Below are 20,032 nucleotides of genomic sequence, written 5' to 3' on the forward strand. Positions count from 1 at the left end.
GTGAGGCGCGCGCCCCGCACGGCGGCGGGTCTGGTCCCGGGCTCGGTCCTGGTGCTGGTCCTGGCCGGCTGCGGGGGCGGCGCCGAGCCGCCGGCCGGCCCCGCGTCGCAGGAGCGGTCGCCGGGGACCGGGCGCACCGAGGCGCTGACCGTGCCGCAGGTGCCCGACGACCTGGAGGAGCAGGCCGAGCGCGCCGCCATGTCCGACCTGGCCGCGCTCGCCGAGCAGAAGGCCGCCGAGCTGCCCCAGGGCCTGCGCGCCCCCGTCGAGGGCGGCGACGTCAGCTGGCCGCAGTGCCCGCGCGGGCAGGGCATCCCCGAGCGCCGCACCCTGGGGCTGCCGATGCCCCTCGACTCGGCGCGGTTCGTGGTGATGGGGCTGACCAACGGCCCGGCCTTCTTCCCCAACCCGTGCCTGGCCGAGCAGGTCGCCTGGGTGCGGGAGCGCGGTCTGCTGGCCGGCGCCTACGCCGTGGCCAGCTACCCCGACCCCGCGACGCTCGCCGAGCTGGGGGAGCGGGGCCCCTACGACACCGACGACCCGGGTGACCCGTACGCCGCGCAGCGCAACGTCGGCTACCAGCAGGCGCTCTTCGACATCACCGTGATGCGCGACGCCGGCCTGCCCGCACCGCTCATCTGGATCGACGTCGAGCCGGTGCGCGACTGGGAGTGGTCGGGGGACCTCGAGGCCAACGCCGCCGTCGTCGAGGGGCTGCGCGACGGGCTCGTCGACAAGGGCTACCGGGTCGGCATCTACTCCACGGCCTACCTGTGGAGCCAGGCGGTCGGTGACCTGAGCCTGGGCGACGTGCCCGAGTGGCGTGCCGCCGGGCCGACCTCGCGCGCCGAGGCGCTGCGCCGCTGCGGGGCGTCGTACGTCGTGCAGGGCGGCAGCGCCGCGATGGGCCAGTGGGTCCAGGACGACCGCGACCTCAACGTGACCTGCCCCGGCACCGACGCCGAGGCGCCGGGGTGGTTCCACCGGTTCTGAGCCTCGACACCGATGGTGCGACACGATGTCGCGCTAACTATTTACACCGACACGGTGTCTCCCTAACCTCGGAGCATGACCGTTCTCCGAAGCGACGCCGCACCCACCTACGAGCAGCGGCTGCACACCCTCTCCGAGGCCTCGGTGCACCAGCACTTCGACGCCTTCCTCGACATCGACTGGGACGCCCCCGAGAACGCCGTCGACCCCAACGACCCGCGCTGGGTGCTGCCCACCCACGACGTCATGGGACGCACCGAGTGGTACCGCTCGCTGCCCCTGGACCACCAGGTCCGGATCGGGCTCTACCACCAGGCCCGGATCACCAAGGTCGGCCTGCAGTTCGAGCAGATCCTGATCAGCGGCCTGATGAACTACGCCTTCAGCCGCCCCAACGGCTCCGCCGAGTTCCGCTACGCCACCCACGAGGCGACCGAGGAGTGCCACCACACGCAGATGTTCCAGGAGTTCGTGAACCGCACCGGCGTCGACGCCCGCGGCGGCTCCTGGTTCTTCCGGGGCATGGCTCCTTTCCTCCCGCTCGCCGCCCGCTGGGTGCCCTTCGGGTTCTTCTTCGGCGTCCTCGCCGGCGAGGAGCCGATCGACCACGTGCAGAAGTCGGTGCTGCGCGCCGGGGACGACATGCACCCGCTGCTGCGCCGGATCATGCAGATCCACGTGGCCGAGGAGGCCCGCCACATCGGCTTCGCCCACCAGTACCTCCAGCACAACGCCGAGCGTCTCTCCCGCGTGGAGCGCGGCGTCATCTCGGTGGCGGTGCCGCTGCTGATGAAGTGGCTGTGCAACGAGATCCTGGTGCCGAGCCGGCGCGTGCGGCGCGAGCTCGCGATCCCCGAGGCCGTGGCGGCAGAGGTCTACTGGGACTCCCCGGAGTCGCAGAAGTTCCTGCGCGACCTCTTCGGCGACGTGCGGATGCTGGCTGACGAGACCGGCATGCGCCGCAACCGCGTGGCCCGCTGGCTGTGGCGCCGCACGGGCATCGACGGCCGCCCCTCCCGCTTCCGCGGCGAGCCCGCCTCCGCCGCGGCCTGAGTCGAGCGTCGCGTGCCCTACGTCGTCACCCGGTCCTGCTGCGCCGACGCCTCGTGCGTGGTGGCCTGCCCGGTCAACTGCATCCACCCCGCGCCCGGGGACCCCGGGTTCGCCACCGCCGAGATGCTCTACGTCGACCCCGACGGCTGCGTCGACTGCGGCGCCTGCGCCACGGCCTGCCCCGTCGACGCGATCAAGCCGCACACCGCGCTGGCCGAGGACGAGCTGGCCTACCTCGACATCAACGCCGGGTACTACGACGTCTTCCCGCACCGGGACCGCACCCCCGTCGCGGTCGTGCCGCCGCAGCGCCGGCTGCGCGACCCGCGCCCGGTGCGGGTCGCGGTGGTCGGCGCCGGCCCCGCCGGCCTGTACGCCGCCGACGAGCTGCTCAAGCACCCCGAGGTCACCGTCGACGTCCTCGACCGGCTGCCCACCCCCCACGGCCTCGTGCGCGCGGGCGTGGCCCCCGACCACCAGGACACCAAGCGCGCCCAGGAGCTCTTCGCGCGCATCGAGGCCGAGCGCGGCTTCGGCTACCTGCTGGGGGTCGAGGTCGGTCGCGACGTAACCGCCGCCGAGCTGCAGGAGCGCTACGACGCGGTGGTGTGGAGCACCGGCGCGGCCAGCGACCGCGAGCTGGGCCTGCCCGGCGAGCAGCTCGCCGGCTCGCTGTCGGCCACGGCGCTGGTCGGCTGGTACAACGCCCACCCCGACCACCGGGACCTGCCGGTGGACCTCTCCGAGGCGGCCACCCGCGGACGCGCCGTGGTCGTCGGCACCGGCAACGTCGCCCTCGACGTGGCCCGGGTGCTCACCGCCGACCCCGACGAGCTGCGGCCCACCGACATCGCCGCGCCGGCCTGGGTCGAGCTGGCCGGCAGCGGGGTGCGCGAGGTCGTGGTGCTGGGGCGCCGCGGCGCCGCCCACGCGGCGTACACGCTGCCCGAGCTGCTGGGCCTGGCCGCGCTCGCCGAGGGCGGGCGGCTCAACGTGGTCGTCGACGACGGTGGCGCCGGGCTGGGCGACGACCGGCGCGCCGAGGTGCTGGCGCGGCTGGCCGCCCGACCGGTCGACCCCGCGCTGTGCACCGTGGTGCTGCGCTTCTGCGCGGCCCCGCTGCGGCTGCTGGGCCAGGGCAGGGTCAGCGGGCTCGAGGTGCGGCGCACCGACGCCGAGGGCCGTCCCGCCGGCGGCACCGAGGTGGTCGAGACGGGGCTGGTGCTGCGCTCGATCGGCTACCGCTCGCTGCCCGTGCCCGGGCTGCCCTTCGACACCGCCAGTGCCACGGTGCCCCACGACCGCGGCCGGGTGGAGCCGGGCACCTACGTCGCCGGCTGGCTCAAGCGCGGCCCCGCGGGCTTCATCGGCACCAACAAGACCTGCGCCGCCGAGACCGTCGAGTCGCTGCTCGACGACCTCGACGCCGGGCTGGTCGCCCCGCCCGTCCGGGCGGCCGGGGGCCCCGACGACCTGCGCGCGCTGCTCGCGCGACGTGGTGTGAGCGTCCTCGACCGCGACGACTGGCGTGCCATCGACGCCGAGGAGCGCCGGCGCGGCCAGGTCGCGGGCAGCGTGCGCGCCAAGATCGCCGACCCCGACGAGATGGTGCGCGTCGCCCGGCTCGCCCGTGTGGGCGGCGGGTACGATCCGGCCCGGGAGATGCTGGACGGCGAAGGGGGAGCACGGTGGCGGGCGACCCGACGCCGCGCCCGGACGGCCGCCAGGCCCGCTGGGACCGGCACAACCAGGAGCGGCGCCAGCGCATCCTCGACGCCGCGCTGAGCGTCGTCGAGGAGGGCGAGCCCGGTGCCGAGGTGCACGTCCAGCAGATCGCCGACCGCGCCGGCCTGAGCCGCACCGTCGTCTACCGGCACTTCGCCGACCGCGCCGACCTCGACCGGGCCGTGCAGGCCGAGATCGTCGACGCCCTCTACGCCGAGCTGCTGCCCGAGGTCACCCTCGAGGGCACGATCCCGCAGATCGTCGAGCGGATCGTGGCCACCTACGTCGGCTGGGCGGTCGCCCACCCGGCCCTGCACCGCCTCGCCGAGCAGGACTCCTCCACCAGCGGTCCCGGGCCGCTGCAGCACGGCATCGAGCGGATCGCGCTGGCGGTGGCCGAGCTGATCACCACCGCGTTCGACCTGCTCGAGGTCGAGCTCGGCGAGGACGAGCGGGCCTCGGTCGACCCGCTGGTCTTCGGGCTCGTCGGCGCCGTGTTCAGCGCCGTACGCCGCTGGATGTCGCGGCCCGACCGGGTGCCCCCGGCGCCCGTGATCGTCTCCCTGGTCACCGACTCGGTGTGGTACCTGCTGCAGGGCCACGCCCGCACCCTCGGGGTGCCGCTCGAGCGCGACGAGCCGGTCGAGGTGCTGCTCGCTCGCTCCCGCTCGACCGCCGGCTGAGCGGCCCGGACCCACGGCCCAGGTCCCGGGCCAGATCCCCACAACGGGGCATCCCCTCGGTCTTGCCGAGGGCCGGGGCGGCGAGGAGAGTCGAGAGGTGGCGTGCCACCCGGGTGCGCCCGTGGACGACAAGGAGCTCGTCATGCACGCACGTTCCACCACCATCACCGGAGACCCCGGTGCGGTCGACGCGGCGGTCGCGTTCGTCCGCGACGAGGTGATGCCCTCGCTGACCGCGATGGACGGCTGCCTGGGCCTGTCTCTCGTGGCCGACCGGGAGCTGGGCCGGATCATCGCCACCAGCTCGTGGCGCGACGAGGAGGCGATGCACGCTGCCGACCAGCACCTCGGGCCGATGCGCGCCGAGGGCGGCAAGATCCTCGGCGGCAGCCCGCACGTCGAGGAGTGGGAGGTGGCGGTGATGCACCGCGACCACGCCACCCACGAGGGCAGCTGCTGCCGGATCACCTGGGCCCGCACCGACGACGTCGAGCAGATGGCCCGGACGTGGCGCGAGCGGATCCTGCCGGGCGTGGAGCAGCTCCAGGGCTTCTGCAGCGCCAGCCTGCTCGTCGACCGCTCCACCGGCCGCGGCTGTGCGACGGTGGTCTTCGACGACCACCGCGCCCTGGAGGCCACCCGCGACCAGGCGGCGGCGATGCGTCGGCGTGCCACCGACGAGATGGGGCTCGAGATCTTGGCCGTCGGCGAGCTCGACCTCGAGATCGCCCACCTGAGGCTGCCCGAGCTGGTCTGAGCGGGCGCTCCTAGGATCGGTGGGGTGAGTGACGAGACGCTGCACCAGGACGGCATCGGCCATCCCGACGAGCTCGACCGGCTGTGGACGCCACACCGGATGGCCTACATCCGCGGCGAGAACAAGCCGGCCGACGGCTCGTCGGGGGAGTGCCCCTTCTGCCGGGTGCCGCGCCTCGACGACGCCGAGGGGCTGGTGGTGCACCGCGGCGAGCTGGCCTTCGTGCTGCTCAACCTCTACCCCTACGCGCCCGGGCACCTGATGGTCTGCCCCTACCGCCACATCGCCGACTACACCGAGACCACCGACGAGGAGGCCGCCGAGATCGCCGACCTGACCCGGGCCGCGATGCGCACCGTGCGCGCCACCTCGGGCGCGGGCGGCTTCAACATCGGGATGAACCAGGGCCACATCGCCGGCGCCGGCATCGCCGCCCACCTGCACCAGCACGTCGTACCGCGCTGGCCGGGCGACCAGAACTTCATGCCCATCATCGGGCGCACCAAGACGTTGCCCGAGCTGCTCGACCAGACCCGTGACCTGCTGGCGCAGGCCTGGGCCTGAGAACTCCTCAGGCTCCCGTCGAGGTGCCCACCAGGTGCGGGTGTTCGCTCGTCCGGCCCTGGAAGGCCAGGATCGCCGGGTTCACCACGCGCCCCTCGCGCACCTCGATGGCGCGGGAGATCGTCTCGTCGGCGTCCCAGCCACCCGGCCCGGAGAGCACCGTGCGCAGGAACGGTGACAGCGCCTGGCTGTTCTCCCACGTCGCCGACTCCCACAGGTAGGAGGGACTGTGGTCGACCGCGTAGTAGGTGACGTGGTCGCCCACCTCGAACGCCGGGGCGTCGAAGCCCGTCGGGCGAGCCCAGTCGAAGCCCATCGCCTCGTCGCAGGAGACGTCGACGATGACGCTGCCCCGGCGGAACGCACCCAGGTCGCTCTCCCTCAGGTACATCCAGGGCGCCGTGGGGTCCTGCAGGGTGCAGTTGACGATGATGTCGCGCTCGGCGAGGTAGGCCGGAAGGGGCTCGCGCCCCTTCTCGGTGATCACGCTCAGGTGCGGCTCCTGCTCGTCGGGATCGAGGTGGCGGATCAGCACGGAGTGGATGGGGGAGCCGACCGCCGCGACGTCACGACTGGTCAGCACCGTCACGTCGTGCACGCCGAGCGCGTTGAGGGCGGTGACCGCGCCTCGCGCGGTGGCCCCGAACCCGATCACGGTCGCGGTGAGCCGGCGGCCGTAGTCACCCGTCCTGCCCGCCAGCTGCAGCGCATGCATGACCGAGCTGTAGCCCGCGAGCTCGTTGTTCTTGTGGAAGACGTGCAGCCCGACGCCACCTGCGCGCGTCCAGTGGTTCATCGCCTCGAAGGCGATCAGCGTGAGCCCACCGTCGATGGCGGCCTGGGTCAGCGCCGTGTCCTGCACGCAGTGCGGCCAGCCCCACAGCACGCCCCCTGGCCGCAGGGCACGCACGTCGGCGAGCTGGGGCTTGGGCAGCAGCACCACGTCGGAGAGCGCCAGCAGCTCGGCCCGCGGGGCCAGCGCGCCGACGAGTCCGGCGAGCTCGCCGTCGAGGTAGCCGAACCGCTCGCCGTAGCCGGTCTCCAGGGTGATCTGGGCGCGCAGGTCGGCGTCGAGCTGGCCGATCAGGGCGGGATGGAGGGGGAGCCGGTGCTCGTTCTCCTTGGCCGAGGTGGCCACGACCCCCAACGTCAGGAGGGGTGTGGGCCCCGTCATCGTCGCTTGTCGGACGGCTTCACGATCGGGTCGGCGATGGTCGAGGAGGTCTTGTCCCGCTTCTCCGCCCGCTTCTCCTTGATGGACTTGCTGGACTTGGGGGACTTGCCGTGCCGCGGCGACTTGTCGCTCATGCGCGACCTCTCTGATGGCTGGCCTGGATGGCCGGGTCTGTCGACTGTACGCCTGTTCCCCGCACCCGACGCCGCGCCGGGCCGGCGTACCGATAGCCTGCGCCCACCATGTTGGACAGGTTCAAAGGCTTCTGGCAGGGCGTCGTGCTCGCCCCCTTCGTCACGCTCTTCATCAGGTTGGGCATCAGCCCCGACGCGGTGACCCTCGTCGGCACGATCGGCGTCGCCGCGGGAGCGCTGGTCTTCTTCCCCCAGGGCGAGCTGCTGATCGGTGTCCTGTTCATCACCGCCTTCGTCTTCAGCGACCTCGTCGACGGCCAGATGGCCCGCCGACTGGGGCGCTCCTCGAAGTTCGGCGCGTTCTGGGACTCCACCCTCGACCGCATCGGCGACGGCGCCGTCTTCGGCGGCCTGGTGCTTTACTTCGCCGGCCCCGGCGACTCGATGCTCTACCTGTCGCTGTCGCTGTACTGCGTGGTGATGGGCTCGGTGACCTCCTACGCCCGCGCCCGCGCCGAGTCCCTGGGCATGGACGCCAAGGGTGGTCTGGCCGAGCGTGCCGACCGGCTGGTGCTGATCCTGGTGGCCACCGGCCTGGGCGCGATCTTCGGCGTCCCGGTGCTGATGCACGCCGCCTTGTGGATCCTCGCGTTCGCCAACACCGCCACGGTCGTCTACCGCGTCGAGAAGGTCCGCAAGCAGGCCGTCGCGGCCGATGCCGCCGCCGGTGACCAGGGGCCGACGCAGAATCGGTCGGCCGGGTAAACGCCGCGTAGAATCGGGGGCATGACGCAGACGCCCCAGCAGCCCGCCACCGACCAGCCCACGACCGGTACCGACCGGGTCAAGCGGGGCATGGCCGAGATGCTCAAGGGCGGCGTCATCATGGACGTGGTGACCGCCGAGCAGGCGCGCATCGCCGAGGACGCCGGCGCCGTCGCGGTGATGGCCCTCGAGCGGGTCCCCGCCGACATCCGCGCCCAGGGCGGCGTCTCGCGCGCCTCCGACCCCGACATGATCGACTCGATCATCGAGGCCGTCTCGATCCCGGTGATGGCCAAGGCCCGCATCGGCCACTTCGTCGAGGCCCAGGTGCTGCAGAGCCTCGGGGTCGACTACGTCGACGAGTCCGAGGTGCTCACCCCGGCCGACTACGCCAACCACATCGACAAGTGGCAGTTCACGGTGCCGTTCGTCTGCGGTGCCACCAACCTCGGCGAGGCGCTGCGCCGCATCACCGAGGGCGCGGCGATGATCCGCTCGAAGGGCGAGGCCGGCACCGGCGACGTCTCCAACGCCGTGACCCACATGCGCACCATCCTCGGCGAGATCCGCCGCCTCAAGGGCCTGTCGAAGGACGAGCTCTACGTCGCAGCCAAGGAGCTGCAGGCCCCCTACGACCTGGTGGCCGAGGTCGCCGAGCGCGGCAGCCTGCCCGTCGTCCTCTTCACCGCCGGCGGCATCGCCACCCCCGCCGACGCCGCGATGATGATGCAGCTCGGCGCCGACGGCGTCTTCGTGGGCTCGGGCATCTTCAAGTCCGGCAACCCCGCCCAGCGCGCCGAGGCCATCGTCAAGGCCACCACCTTCCACGACGACCCGGCCATGGTCGCCAAGGTCTCCCGCGGCCTGGGCGAGGCGATGGTCGGCCTCAACGTCGACGAGATCCCCGCCCCGCACCGTCTCTCCGAGCGCGGCTGGTGACCCACGCCGACCCGGCCCGAACCGCCCGCTGACCCGGCGCAGATCTCGCGCTGACCCGGCCCGAACTTCGCGCCGACCCGGCCCGAACCGCCCGCTGACCGGTCGATGGTGCGAAATCGACCGGTGGGTGGTGCGCAAGTGACCGCTCGTGCCTCACCTGAGCTCGGGGCAGTCCAGCTGGTCGCGGTCGGCGGCGCCGAGGGCGTCGTAGTCGCCGACCAGGTCGAGCACCCGGCCCCGGGCGTCGAGGTAGGCGCGGAAGTCGTACTGGTCCTGGGCCCACCACAGCTGCGGCTCACCGCCGTCGTCGAGGGTGTACTCGCCGGAGGGCTCGCCCATGCGTGCGACGACGTCGCCGCGCTCGGCGCCCACCGCGAGGTCGCACCACTCGCGCACCCAGCGTTGGGGCGCCCCGTCGGTGGCGCCGGGCAGGGGATCGGTGCGGCTCGCGGTGCTCAGCACCCGCCACTGCGCCCGGTGGTAGACCAGCTGTGCGGTCTCGGAGCCTGCGTCGAACCGCGCGGCCACCGTCGCCTTCTCCTCGGTGGCCCGCGTCGTCTCCAGCTCGACCGGGTCGACCTCGCGCAGCGGGTCCTCCCACAGCAGCGCGACGAACCCGGTGCAGGGGTCGCCCAGCTCGGCGCGGTCGAGCAGGATCGCCTCGTAGCGCAGCTCGATCGTCAGCTCGGGGGCGTGCCGCTCGCACGCCGCCGCGGCGTCGCGCGCCCCGAGCGCGTCCAGCCAGGCCAGGTACGCCGCCTGCGGCTCGTCGGCCGCCTGCACCTCCGCCGGGTCCGCGGGCGACCCGGTGGGGTCCACCGAGGCCAGGCTCCGGGGCTCGGCGGCGACCGGCTCGTCGCCGTCGCCGTCGCCGTCGTCGCCGCAGGCGCCGGCTGCCAGCGCGACCACGACCAGGGGCACCGCCAGCCTCGTTGCACGCATGCGACCACTGTGCCACCGGCCGGGAGCGCCCACGCAGCGGTCCCTAGACTCCGCCCGTGCCCTCGCCCCCGCCCGCGCCCGCAGCCCCGCAGCCGACCGTCGGCGTCCTCGCGCTCCAGGGTGACGTGCGCGAGCACGTCGCCGCCCTCGAGCGGCTCGGCTGCGCCACCGTGCGGGTACGCCGCCCCGACGAGCTCGCCGCCTGCGACGCGCTGGTGCTGCCGGGTGGCGAGAGCACGACGATGGCGCGGCTGGCGCGCAGCTTCGGGCTGCTGGAGCCGCTCCGCGAGGCCGTCGCCGGCGGGCTGCCGACCCTGGGCACCTGCGCGGGTATGATCCTGCTCGCCAAGCGGGTCGTCGACGGTGCCGAGGGCCAGGAGACCCTCGGCGGCATCGACATGACGGTGCGCCGCAACGCCTTCGGCCGCCAGGTGGCCTCCTTCGAGGGCACGGTCACGATGGCCGGTCTCGACGAGCCCGTGCACGGCGTCTTCATCCGTGCTCCGTGGGTGGAGGAGGTCGGCCCCGGGGTCGAGGTGCTCGCCCGTGTCGACCACGGCGAGGCCGCGGGTAGGATCGTCGCGGTCCGTGAGGGCCACCTGATGGCGACGTCGTTCCACCCCGAGGTGGGTGACGACTCCCGGGTCCACCAGCTGCTCGTGGACCTGGTGCGGCCACGCAGCAGAGCCGAGTAGACGGGAAGACGCATGTCTGGACACTCCAAGTGGGCGACCACCAAGCACAAGAAGGCGATCGTCGACGCCAAGCGCGGCAAGATGTTCGCCAAGCTGGTCAAGAACGTCGAGGTCGCGGCCCGGATGGGCGGCGGTGACCCGACGGGCAACCCGACGCTCTACGACGCCATCCAGAAGGCCAAGAAGTCCTCGGTCCCCAACGACAACATCGACCGCGCGGTCAAGCGCGGCTCCGGGGCCGAGACCGGCGGCGCCGACTACCAGACGATCATGTACGAGGGCTACGGCCCCAGCGGCGTGGCGATGCTCATCGAGTGCCTCACCGACAACAAGAACCGGGCCGCGATGGAGGTCCGCACGGCGATGACCCGCAACGGCGGCTCGCTGGCCGACCCGGGCTCGGTCTCCTTCCTCTTCCACCGCAAGGGCGTCGTGGTCGTGGCCAAGGAGCAGGAGGGCCGCACCGTGGCCGAGGACGACCTGCTCGAGGCGACCCTCGACGCGGGCGCCGAGGACGTCAACGACCTGGGGGAGTCCTTCGAGGTCGTCTCCGAGGCCACCGACCTGGTCGGGGTGCGCACCGCGCTGCAGGCCGCCGGCATCGACTACGACTCCGCCGAGGCGCAGTTCGTGCCCGACATGCAGGTCGCGCTCGACAAGGACGGCGCGGCCAAGATGTTCCGCCTCGTCGACATCCTCGAGGACCTCGACGACGTGCAGAACCTCTACGCCAACTTCGACGTCCCCGACGTCGTGCTGGCCGAGCTCGAGGACAGCGAGGACTGAGCGGCCCCGCCGCGTGTCGTACGACGCGCGGACCGGGTGGTCGCGTACCGTCGGCACGTGCGAACAGACGTTCGACGGGAAGGTGGTCCGATGCGCGTGCTGGGGATCGACCCCGGGCTGACCCGCTGCGGGATGGGCGTGGTCGACGGCTCGGTCGGGCGTCCGCTGAGCCTGGTCGACGTCAACGTGCTGCGCACCAGCAGCGACCTGCCGGTGGCCCAGCGCCTGGTGACCATCGAGAAGGGCGTCGAGGCCTGGATCGAGGAGCACCGTCCCGACGCGGTCGCGGTCGAGCGGGTCTTCGCCCGCTCCGACGTCTCCACCGTGATGGGCACCGCCCAGGCCAGCGGCATCGCCATGGTGGTGGCCGCCCGGCTGGGCCTGCCGATCGCGCTGCACACCCCGAGCGAGGTCAAGGCGGCCGTCTCCGGCAGCGGCCGGGCCACCAAGCAGCAGGTCGGCGCGATGGTGACGCGCATCCTGCGCCTCGACGCGCCGCCCAAGCCCGCCGACGCCGCCGACGCGCTCGCGCTGGCCATCACCCACATCTGGCGCGGGGGAGCGCAGGCGCGCCTCGAGCAGGCCGTGGCCCGCCAGACCCGCGCCGTCCCCAGCCGCGCCGTCCCCACCCGCACGCTTCCCAGGAGGACCCCGTGATCGCCTACGTCCGAGGCCCGGTGGCCGCGGTGACGCTCAACAGCGCGGTGCTGGAGGTGGGTGGCGTCGGCCTCGAGCTGATGTGCACCCCCGGCACCCTGGCCACGCTCTCGCCCAAGATCGGCACCGGCCAGCAGGCCACGCTGCCCACCTCGATGGTCGTGCGGGAGGAGTCGCTGACCCTCTTCGGCTTCCTCGACGACGACGAGAAGGCCTGCTTCGAGCTGCTGCAGACGGCCTCGGGGGTCGGCCCCAAGCTCGCCCAGGCGATGCTCGCCGTCCTGGCGCCCGACGACCTGCGCCGCGCGGTGGGCTCCGAGGACGTCAAGACCCTGACCCGGGTGCCGGGCATCGGCCAGAAGGGCGCCCAGCGGATCATCCTCGAGCTCAAGGACCGCCTCGGCGCGCCCGTCGGCGGGCGCGGGGTCGCCGCCCCGGCCGCCAGCGCGGAGCCGTGGCGCGACCAGGTGCACCAGGGACTCGTCGGGCTCGGCTGGTCGGCCAAGGACGCCGACCGGGCGGTCGACGAGGTGGCGCCGCAGGCCGCGGCGAGCCCCGACGTCGCGACCCTGCTGCGCTCGGCCCTGCGCATGCTCTCGAAGGCCTGATCACCCGTGCACGACGACCCCCACGACGAGTACGCCGCCGCCGAGGAGAGCCACCTGCGCTCGTTGACCGTGGCCGAGGCCGACGGCGACGAGCGCGCCGTCGAGGCCGCCCTGCGCCCGCGCACCCTCGACGAGGTCGTGGGCCAGCAGCGGGTGCGCGACCAGCTCGGGCTGGTCCTCGAGGCCGCCCGGATGCGCGAGCGGGCCCCCGACCACGTGCTGCTCTCGGGCCCTCCCGGTCTGGGCAAGACCACGCTGGCGATGATCATCGCCCACGAGATGAGCGTGCCGCTGCGCCTGACCAGCGGCCCGGCCATCACCCACGCCGGCGACCTCGCGGCGATCCTGTCGGGTCTCAACGAGGGCGACGTGCTCTTCATCGACGAGATCCACCGGATGTCGCGGCCGGCCGAGGAGATGCTCTACATGGCGATGGAGGACTTCCGGGTCGACGTCGTCATCGGCAAGGGCCCCGGCGCCACCGCCATCCCGCTCGAGATCCCGCCGTTCACCCTGGTCGGCGCCACCACCCGTGCCGGGCTGCTCCCCGGTCCGCTGCGCGACCGCTTCGGCTTCACCGCCCAGCTGGAGTTCTACGAGCCCCGCGACCTCGACACGATCGTGCACCGCTCGGCCGGACTGCTCGGCGTCGACCTGACCAGCGAGGGCTCGGCCCAGATCGCCTCGCGCTCGCGCGGGACCCCGCGCATCGCCAACCGGCTGCTGCGCCGGGTGCGCGACTTCGCGCAGGTGCGCGCCGGCGGGGTGGTCACCCTCGAGGTCGCCGAGGCCGCGCTCGACCTCTACGAGGTCGACGCGCTGGGGCTCGACCGGCTCGACCGCGGCGTCATCGACGTGCTGTGCCGTCGCTTCGGCGGCGGGCCCGTCGGTGTCTCGACCCTCGCGGTCGCCGTGGGGGAGGAGCGCGAGACGGTCGAGGAGGTCGCCGAGCCGTTCCTGGTGCGCATCGGCTTCCTGGCCCGCACCCCGCGGGGACGGGTCGCCACCGCGGCGGCCTGGTCGCACCTGGGGCTCACGCCTCCGGCGGGCGGCGAGGAGACGCTGTTCGGGGTCGAGCCCGACTGAGTCGGCCCCGCGCGCCGCGGCGATGCCGTGGGTCACAGGGGCGCGGCTACACTTTCGCGTGGCCGTCCCCGGGCCAGCTCCCGGCGGTCACCCCCTGTCGTCGTACGTGGAGAGGTCCTTCGTGGAGGCCATCGCCCCCTTCCTGCCCCTGCTGGGCATCGCGTTCGTGTTCTGGCTGCTGATCATCCGTCCGCAGTCCCGGCGCAACCGCGAGCTCGTCTCGATGCAGCAGTCCATCGCCGTCGGTGACGAGGTGATGCTCACCTCCGGCATCCAGGGCACCGTGCGCGGGCTCGCCGAGGACACCTTCGAGCTCGAGGTCGCCCCCGGGGTGGTGCTGCGCGTCGCGCGCGGTGCCGTCGGCCGGATCGTCGCGCGTGACGACGCCCGCGACGAGCCCGCCGGCCCCGAGGAGCTCTGAGGTGGCCCGACGCACCTCCGGCCCCGGCCGGACCCTGGTCGCCTTCTTCGTCTCCACCGCCGTCCTCTTCGGGCTGGTGGCCCTGGCCGGCAGCTGGACGCCCCAGCTGGGCCTCGACCTGCAGGGCGGCACCAGCATCACCCTGCGCGCCGAGGGCGACCCGAGCGAGGAGTCGCTCGAGGAGGCCCGCAAGATCATCGACGACCGTGTCAACGGCTCGGGCGTCGCCGAGGCCGAGGTGACCACCCAGGGCGGTCAGGACATCGTCGTGGAGGTGCCCGGCGAGAACCGGCGCGACCTGCTCGACACCGTGCAGCGCACCGCCCAGCTGCGCTTCCGCCTGGTGGCCTGCTCGCAGGTCGACGGGCGCTGCCAGAGCACCACCGGGCTGCCCGACGACATCATCCCGCAGGCGCCGTCCACGAACGGTTCGGGCGGCTCCGACCAGCAGGGCGAGCAGGGCGAGCAGCCCGGGCAGTCCGAGCAGCAGCAGGGCAACAACCGGCCCACGGTCGGCTTCGGCGTCAAGGCCGGCGGCGAGGGCGAGCAGCCCACCGACGAGCCGACCGAGGAGCCCACCCAGCAGGGCAACGGCGGCAACGGCAACGGCGGCAAGGGCGGCGACGTCTACGCGCAGTGCGTCACCGCGGCCGCCGACGACCCGCTGACCGACGACCCGCTGGCGTGGATCGACCAGCCGACGTCGGAGTGCGTGGCCGCCTTCAGCCAGTACCAGTGCCCCGCCGACGGCCCGGCCACGCCGATGACCGACGACCCCGACGCCCCGCTGGTGACCTGCGACGAGGACGGCGTGGCCTACCTGCTCTCGCCGGCGATGATCGAGGGCACCGAGCTCTCCGACGCCTCGGCCGCGATCCCCCAGGGTGAGATCGGCTACGTGGTGCAGCTGTCCTTCGACGGTGGTGGCACCAACACCTTCGCCGACATCTCGCGCTCCCTGTTCGGCACCGAGAAGCAGTTCGCCATCGTGCTCGACGGCGAGGTCCTCTCCGCGCCGACCATGAACGGTGTGATCGTCGACGGCAACGCGCAGATCAGCGGCGACTTCAACGAGGAGACCGCCGGCAGCCTGGCCACCAGCCTGAAGTTCGGCGCGCTGCCGATCGCCTTCGAGGACGACCCGCTGACCCAGGTCGTGGGCCCGACGCTGGCCGGTGACCAGCTCTCCGCCGGCCTGCTGGCCGGCGGCATCGGCCTGGGCGTGGTGATGCTCTACTGCCTGCTCTACTACCGGGGGCTCGGCACCGTGGTGATCGCCTCGCTGGTGGTGGCCGGCGCCGTCACCTACGGCATGGTCCTGCTGCTCAGCGAGACGGCGGGCTTCACGCTGACCCTGCCCGGCATCGCCGGCCTGATCGTGGCCGTCGGCATCACCGCCGACTCGTTCATCGTGCTCTTCGAGCGGATCCGCGACGAGATGCGCGACGGCAAGTCGATGCGTGTCGCGGTCGAGTCGGGCTGGAAGCGGGCCCGCAACACCGCGGTCGCGGCCGACGCCGTCTCGATCCTGGCGGCGGTGATCCTCTACATCTTCGCCGCCGGTGTCGTGAAGGGCTTCGCGTTCGCGCTGGGCCTGACCACGATCATCGACCTGGTGGTCTTCTTCTTCTTCACCAAGCCGGCCGTCTCGTGGCTGGCCCGTTTCCCGTTCTTCCACAGCGGTCACAAGCTCTCGGGCCTCAACGCCGAGACGCTCGGCGTCGACCGCGCCCCGGCAGGAGGGACCGCCTGATGGGCCGGTACTCACGACTCGGCAACGCCCTCTACACCGGCGAGCGCTCGGTCGACTTCGTCGGTCGCAAGTGGGTCTGGTACGCCATCTCCGCGGTGCTGGTGGCCGTCGCGGTCCTCGGCATCAGCGTGCGCGGCCTCGACCTGGGCATCGAGTTCACCGGCGGCACGCAGTACCGCGTCAGCGTCGGGGCCGAGGCGACCCAGCAGAACGCCGACGAGCTGCGCGAGGTCGTCGCCGACAGCGGCGTCGAGGGCGCGGCCTCGCCCGTGGTCAGCACCCTGGGCGACGACGCGCTGCTGGTGCAGACCGGCCAGCTCTCGCAGGAGGAGAGCACGACGGTGGCCCAGGTCATCGTCGAGGCCACCGGGGTCGACCCGGCCGCCGACCTGTCCCAGGAGGACATCGGAGCCAGCTGGGGCGCCGACGTGGCCCGTTCCTCGCTGATCGGCCTGGCCGTCTTCCTGTTCTTCGTGGTGCTCTTCATCTGGGCCTACTTCCGCGAGTGGAAGATGTCGGTGGCGGCCCTGGTCGCCCTGGCCCACGACGTGGTCATCACCGTGGGCGTCTACGCCTGGTCCGGCTTCGAGGTCACCCCCGCCACCGTCACCGGCCTGCTGACGATCCTGGCCTTCTCGCTCTACGACACGGTCGTGGTCTTCGACAAGGTGCGCGAGAACACCGCCGGCCTCGGCCGTGGCGGTACGACGTACGCACGCGCGGCCAACCTGGCGGTCAACCAGACGCTGGTGCGCTCCATCAACACCTCGCTGGTCGCGCTGCTGCCCGTCGGCGCGATCCTCTACGTCGGCGCCGTCCAGCTCGGCGCGAGCTCGCTGCAGGACCTGGCCCTGGCGCTCTTCGTCGGCATGGCGGCCGGCACCTACTCCTCGGTCTTCATCGCCACCCCGGTGCTGGTGGACCTGAAGTCGGGGGAGACCGAGGTCGTGATGGCCGAGCGCCGCGCCAAGGCACGCGCCCGCCAGGGCGACCGCTACGCCGCGGTGCCCGGATACCGCGACGACCTGCCGCCCGCCGACGAGCCGGGGACCCGCCCCGGCGCCGGCGCGCCGGTGCCGACCACCCTGGCCGGCGAGCCGCGCCAGACCCCGCCGCGCACCGCCCCGCCCCGCGCGCAGGAGCCGATGGGCCGCGGCCGCACGCTGCCGACGGCCCGCGGCGAGGTCCGCCCCAGCGGCGCCTCCGGGCGTCAGCAGCCCAGTCGCCAGACCCGTTCGAAGCGGGGCAAGAAGTGAGCCTCGCCGGCGCCCGCGAGGCGCTCGCCCGGCTGGTCCGCGACGTGCCCGACTACCCCGAGCCGGGGGTCGTGTTCAAGGACATCACCCCGCTGCTGGCCGACCACACCGGCCTCGCGGCGGTGGTGGCGGGGCTCGCGCACGCCGGTCGTGACGAGGCCGGCCGCCCGGTCGTCGACGTCGTCGTGGGCATGGAGGCCCGCGGGTTCATCCTCGGCGCCCCCGTGGCGCTCGCCCTGGGCGCCGGGTTCGTGCCCGTGCGCAAGGCCGGCAAGCTGCCGCGCGAGACCCACGCTGTCTCCTACGACCTCGAGTACGGCTCGGCGACCCTGGAGATGCACACCGACGCGGTCGGCGCCGGCAGCCGGGTGCTGCTGGTCGACGACGTCCTGGCCACCGGCGGCACCGCCCGCGCCACCGTCGACCTGGTCGAGCGCTGCGGCGCCGAGGTGGTCGGCGTCGCCGTGCTGATGGACCTGGCGTTCCTGCCCTGGCGCGAGGCCCTGGGCGACGTCGCGGTCACCACCTTGATGAGCGTCGGCGCCGAGCCCTCCCTCGACGCGCCCTAGACTGGTCGCCGTGAGCCAGGACCGACCCGCCCCGACCCCCGAGGCGGGGCCGGAGCGCGTCCACGACGTGGTCCCGGCCTCGGCCCGGAGCATGCGCGCGCGACTGGCCCGGATGGGTCACCGCAGCCCGACGGCCAACCCGGTCCTCGACCCGCTCTTCCGCGCGGTGCGCGCCAACCACCCCAAGGCCGACCTGGCCCTGCTGGAGCGTGCGTACACCACCGCCGAGCGGCTGCACGGCACCCAGATGCGCAAGAGCGGCGACCCCTACATCACCCACCCGCTCGCGGTGACCACGATCCTGGCCGGCATCGGCATGACCGAGCCGACGCTGGCCGCGGCCCTCCTGCACGACACCGTCGAGGACACCTCCTACACGCTCGAGGAGCTGACGGCCGACTTCGGCGAGGAGGTGGCGCTGCTGGTCGACGGCGTGACCAAGCTCGACAAGGTCGTCTACGGCGACTCGGCGCAGGCCGAGACGATCCGCAAGATGATCGTGGCGATGTCGCGCGACATCCGGGTGCTGGTCATCAAGCTGGCCGACCGCCTGCACAACATGCGCACGCTGCGCTTCGTGCCGCAGAAGAGCCAGGAGCGCACGGCTCGCGAGACCCTCGACATCTACGCCCCGCTGGCCCACCGGCTGGGCATGAACACCATCAAGTGGGAGCTCGAGGACCTCGCCTTCGCAACCCTGCACCCCAAGATCTACGACGAGATCGTGCGGATGGTCGCCGAGCGCGCACCCTCGCGCGAGCAGTTCATGGCGCAGGTGATCAGCCAGGTCGAGGAGGACCTGCGCGAGGCCCGGATCAAGGCCAAGGTCACCGGCCGGCCCAAGCACTACTACTCGATCTACCAGAAGATGATCGTGGGCGGACGCGAGTTCTCCGACATCTACGACCTGGTCGGCATCCGCGTGCTCGTCGAGGAGGACCGCGACTGCTACGCGGTGCTGGGCATCCTGCACTCGCGCTGGAACCCGGTGCTGGGGCGGTTCAAGGACTACGTCGCGATGCCGAAGTTCAACATGTACCAGTCGCTGCACACCACCGTGATGGGCCCGCAGGGCAAGCCGGTCGAGATGCAGATCCGCACCTTCGCCCAGCACCGGCGCGCCGAGTACGGCGTCGCCGCGCACTGGAAGTACAAGGAGGACGGCCGCGCCGGCGTCGACACCGACCGGCGCGCCGACCAGGCCGCCGGGGCCGGCGACATGTCGTGGGTGCGCCAGCTGCTCGACTGGCAGAGCGAGGTCGAGGATCCGGGCGAGTTCCTGGAGTCGCTGCGCTTCGAGATCAACCGGGCCGAGACCTACGTCTTCACCCCGCGCGGCGACGTGATCGCGCTGCCGGCGGGCTCCACCCCGGTCGACTTCGCCTACGCCGTGCACACCGAGGTCGGTCACCACACCATCGGCGCACGCGTCAACGGTCGCCTGGTGCCGCTGGAGTCGAAGCTCGAGAACGGCGACGTGATCGAGGTCTTCACCTCCAAGTCCGTCAACGCCGGCCCCTCGCGCGACTGGCTGGGCTTCGTGAAGTCGCCCCGCGCGCGCAACAAGATCCGCCAGTGGTTCACCAAGGAGCGGCGCGAGGAGGCGATCGAGCAGGGCAAGGACCAGATCGCCAAGCTGATGCGCAAGGAGGGCCTGCCCCTCAAGCGGCTGCTCTCGCACGAGTCGCTGACGCTGGCCGCCGAGCACTTCAAGATCGCCGACGTCACCGCGCTCTACGCGGCGGTGGGGGAGAACAACCTCTCCGCCCAGGCCGTGGTCAAGCAGGTGCTCGAGCTGCACGGCGGCGCGCAGGGCGCCGAGGAGGACCTCGCCGAGGCGGTCACGATCACCGGGCGCCGAGCCCACCGGCGTACGGCGGGCACCGGCGACGCCGGCGTGGTCGTCAAGGGGGCCTCCGACCTGTGGGTCAAGCTGGCCAAGTGCTGCACCCCCGTGCCGCCCGACCCGATCCTCGGCTTCGTCACCAAGGGCGGCGGGGTCTCGGTGCACCGCCAGGACTGCACCAACGCCTCATCCCTGCAGACCCAGCCCGAGAAGCTCCTCGACGTCGAGTGGGCCCCGACCACGACCTCGACGTTCCTGGTCAACATCCAGGTGGAGGCCCTCGACCGCGCACGCCTGCTCTCCGACATCACCATGGCGCTCTCCGACGCCCACGTGAACATCCTCTCCGCCCAGCTGGCCACCAGCCGCGACCGTGTCGCCAAGAGCCGCTTCACCTTCGAGATGGCCGAGACCAAGCACCTCGACACCGTGCTGCGCGCCGTGCGCGGCGTCCCCGGCGTCTTCGACGCCTACCGCGTCACCCAGTAGCCGCTCCCCGAGCAGTGACGAGCGCCAGCGAGGAGCGTCGCCGAGACCGGGTGAGCGACGCGCTCGCCGTACGCCGGGTGGTCGCGGGGTCTCGGCGTCGCTCGAGCCTTCGGCCCTCGCTGCTCGACCAACGGGTG

The 20,032-nt window shown here is 72.9% G+C and carries 21 protein-coding genes; 18 read left to right on the forward strand and 3 right to left on the reverse strand.

The window, feature by feature from the left end:
• From ABKW28_RS16040 to ABKW28_RS16065, 6 genes are all read left to right on the forward strand, one after another.
• On the forward strand, positions 1–993 hold the full coding sequence (locus ABKW28_RS16040; protein ID WP_348611455.1) for a hypothetical protein: 993 nt from the start codon (positions 1–3) through the stop codon (positions 991–993).
• Between the two features lie 75 nt (positions 994–1,068).
• On the forward strand, positions 1,069–2,046 hold the full coding sequence (locus ABKW28_RS16045; RefSeq protein ID WP_193669339.1) for a diiron oxygenase: 978 nt from the start codon (positions 1,069–1,071) through the stop codon (positions 2,044–2,046).
• Positions 2,047–2,058: 12 nt separating this feature from the next.
• Positions 2,059–3,831: an FAD-dependent oxidoreductase gene (locus ABKW28_RS16050; protein WP_348611458.1), complete on the forward strand. Its 1,773-nt coding sequence runs from the start codon at positions 2,059–2,061 to the stop codon at positions 3,829–3,831.
• Complete coding sequence (locus ABKW28_RS16055) at positions 3,735–4,454, forward strand: TetR/AcrR family transcriptional regulator (RefSeq protein WP_348611460.1); 720 nt, start codon at positions 3,735–3,737, stop codon at positions 4,452–4,454. Before ABKW28_RS16050 ends, ABKW28_RS16055 begins: the two co-directional genes overlap by 97 nt.
• Before the next feature lie 142 nt (positions 4,455–4,596).
• On the forward strand, positions 4,597–5,211 hold the full coding sequence (locus ABKW28_RS16060) for an antibiotic biosynthesis monooxygenase (protein WP_348611463.1): 615 nt from the start codon (positions 4,597–4,599) through the stop codon (positions 5,209–5,211).
• Positions 5,212–5,235: 24 nt separating this feature from the next.
• On the forward strand, positions 5,236–5,775 hold the full coding sequence (locus tag ABKW28_RS16065; RefSeq protein WP_348611465.1) for an HIT domain-containing protein: 540 nt from the start codon (positions 5,236–5,238) through the stop codon (positions 5,773–5,775).
• Between the two features lie 7 nt (positions 5,776–5,782).
• Here ABKW28_RS16065 and ABKW28_RS16070 read toward each other — a convergent pair whose 3' ends face one another.
• On the reverse strand, positions 5,783–6,913 hold the full coding sequence (locus ABKW28_RS16070; RefSeq protein WP_348611468.1) for a N(5)-(carboxyethyl)ornithine synthase: 1,131 nt from the start codon (positions 6,911–6,913) through the stop codon (positions 5,783–5,785).
• 32 nt (positions 6,914–6,945) lie between these two features.
• Complete coding sequence (locus ABKW28_RS16075; RefSeq protein ID WP_193669344.1) at positions 6,946–7,083, reverse strand: hypothetical protein; 138 nt, start codon at positions 7,081–7,083, stop codon at positions 6,946–6,948.
• Between the two features lie 108 nt (positions 7,084–7,191).
• Between ABKW28_RS16075 and pgsA the strand changes: the two genes are divergently transcribed.
• Positions 7,192–7,848 carry a phosphatidylinositol phosphate synthase gene (pgsA, locus tag ABKW28_RS16080; protein ID WP_193669345.1) on the forward strand — a complete coding sequence of 219 codons (657 nt, stop codon included), beginning with the start codon at positions 7,192–7,194 and terminating at the stop codon, positions 7,846–7,848.
• A 21-nt stretch (positions 7,849–7,869) separates the two neighbouring features.
• Positions 7,870–8,787 carry a pyridoxal 5'-phosphate synthase lyase subunit PdxS gene (gene pdxS, locus ABKW28_RS16085; protein ID WP_193669346.1) on the forward strand — a complete coding sequence of 306 codons (918 nt, stop codon included), beginning with the start codon at positions 7,870–7,872 and terminating at the stop codon, positions 8,785–8,787.
• A 153-nt stretch (positions 8,788–8,940) separates the two neighbouring features.
• Here the strand turns inward: pdxS and ABKW28_RS16090 are convergent, their stop codons facing one another.
• Positions 8,941–9,729, reverse strand: coding sequence for a hypothetical protein (locus tag ABKW28_RS16090; protein WP_193669347.1), 789 nt, complete (start codon positions 9,727–9,729; stop codon positions 8,941–8,943).
• 56 nt (positions 9,730–9,785) lie between these two features.
• On the opposite strand from ABKW28_RS16090, the gene pdxT reads away from it, so the two are divergent.
• The 10 genes from pdxT to ABKW28_RS16140 all read left to right on the forward strand — a co-directional run bounded on the left by pdxT (position 9,786) and on the right by ABKW28_RS16140 (position 19,895).
• Complete coding sequence (gene pdxT / locus ABKW28_RS16095; RefSeq protein ID WP_348611470.1) at positions 9,786–10,424, forward strand: pyridoxal 5'-phosphate synthase glutaminase subunit PdxT; 639 nt, start codon at positions 9,786–9,788, stop codon at positions 10,422–10,424.
• 12 nt (positions 10,425–10,436) lie between these two features.
• On the forward strand, positions 10,437–11,210 hold the full coding sequence (locus tag ABKW28_RS16100) for a YebC/PmpR family DNA-binding transcriptional regulator (protein ID WP_341229852.1): 774 nt from the start codon (positions 10,437–10,439) through the stop codon (positions 11,208–11,210).
• Positions 11,211–11,309: 99 nt separating this feature from the next.
• The gene (ruvC, locus tag ABKW28_RS16105) at positions 11,310–11,867 is read left to right on the forward strand and encodes a crossover junction endodeoxyribonuclease RuvC (RefSeq protein ID WP_227491860.1); all 558 of its coding nucleotides are present in this window, start codon (positions 11,310–11,312) and stop codon (positions 11,865–11,867) included.
• Positions 11,864–12,475 carry a Holliday junction branch migration protein RuvA gene (gene ruvA / locus ABKW28_RS16110; protein WP_348611473.1) on the forward strand — a complete coding sequence of 204 codons (612 nt, stop codon included), beginning with the start codon at positions 11,864–11,866 and terminating at the stop codon, positions 12,473–12,475. Before ruvC ends, ruvA begins: the two co-directional genes overlap by 4 nt.
• A gap of 54 nt (positions 12,476–12,529) precedes the next feature.
• On the forward strand, positions 12,530–13,561 hold the full coding sequence (gene ruvB / locus ABKW28_RS16115) for a Holliday junction branch migration DNA helicase RuvB (RefSeq protein WP_227491862.1): 1,032 nt from the start codon (positions 12,530–12,532) through the stop codon (positions 13,559–13,561).
• Between the two features lie 121 nt (positions 13,562–13,682).
• Positions 13,683–13,982, forward strand: a complete 300-nt coding sequence (gene yajC, locus ABKW28_RS16120) for a preprotein translocase subunit YajC (protein ID WP_307822753.1) — start codon at positions 13,683–13,685, stop codon at positions 13,980–13,982.
• Position 13,983: 1 nt separating this feature from the next.
• Entirely contained in the window at positions 13,984–15,735 is a 1,752-nt protein-coding gene (secD, locus tag ABKW28_RS16125) for a protein translocase subunit SecD (protein WP_348611475.1), read from the forward strand.
• Positions 15,735–16,991, forward strand: coding sequence for a protein translocase subunit SecF (gene secF / locus ABKW28_RS16130; protein WP_348611478.1), 1,257 nt, complete (start codon positions 15,735–15,737; stop codon positions 16,989–16,991). Before secD ends, secF begins: the two co-directional genes overlap by 1 nt.
• Positions 16,988–17,560, forward strand: coding sequence for an adenine phosphoribosyltransferase (locus ABKW28_RS16135; protein ID WP_193669354.1), 573 nt, complete (start codon positions 16,988–16,990; stop codon positions 17,558–17,560). Before secF ends, ABKW28_RS16135 begins: the two co-directional genes overlap by 4 nt.
• 91 nt (positions 17,561–17,651) lie before the next feature.
• Positions 17,652–19,895 carry a bifunctional (p)ppGpp synthetase/guanosine-3',5'-bis(diphosphate) 3'-pyrophosphohydrolase gene (locus tag ABKW28_RS16140; protein ID WP_348611481.1) on the forward strand — a complete coding sequence of 748 codons (2,244 nt, stop codon included), beginning with the start codon at positions 17,652–17,654 and terminating at the stop codon, positions 19,893–19,895.
• Positions 19,896–20,032 lie beyond the last annotated feature (137 nt).

The organism is Nocardioides sp. 31GB23, from assembly GCF_040012395.1.
GTDB classification, from domain to species: domain Bacteria; phylum Actinomycetota; class Actinomycetes; order Propionibacteriales; family Nocardioidaceae; genus Nocardioides; species Nocardioides salarius.

What these genes read in the sequence shown, in the direction of transcription:
- ABKW28_RS16045 (WP_193669339.1), top strand. Translation starts at nt 1,069, where the DNA reads ATGACCGTTCTCCGAAGCGACGCCGCACCCACCTACGAGCAGCGGCTG.
- ABKW28_RS16060 (WP_348611463.1), top strand. Translation starts at nt 4,597, where the DNA reads ATGCACGCACGTTCCACCACCATCACCGGAGACCCCGGTGCGGTCGAC.
- ABKW28_RS16075 (WP_193669344.1), bottom strand. Translation starts at nt 7,083, where the DNA reads ATGAGCGACAAGTCGCCGCGGCACGGCAAGTCCCCCAAGTCCAGCAAG.
- pgsA (WP_193669345.1), top strand. Translation starts at nt 7,192, where the DNA reads ATGTTGGACAGGTTCAAAGGCTTCTGGCAGGGCGTCGTGCTCGCCCCC.
- pdxS (WP_193669346.1), top strand. Translation starts at nt 7,870, where the DNA reads ATGACGCAGACGCCCCAGCAGCCCGCCACCGACCAGCCCACGACCGGT.
- ABKW28_RS16090 (WP_193669347.1), bottom strand. Translation starts at nt 9,729, where the DNA reads ATGCGTGCAACGAGGCTGGCGGTGCCCCTGGTCGTGGTCGCGCTGGCA.
- ABKW28_RS16100 (WP_341229852.1), top strand. Translation starts at nt 10,437, where the DNA reads ATGTCTGGACACTCCAAGTGGGCGACCACCAAGCACAAGAAGGCGATC.
- secF (WP_348611478.1), top strand. Translation starts at nt 15,735, where the DNA reads ATGGGCCGGTACTCACGACTCGGCAACGCCCTCTACACCGGCGAGCGC.
- ABKW28_RS16140 (WP_348611481.1), top strand. Translation starts at nt 17,652, where the DNA reads ATGCGCGCGCGACTGGCCCGGATGGGTCACCGCAGCCCGACGGCCAAC.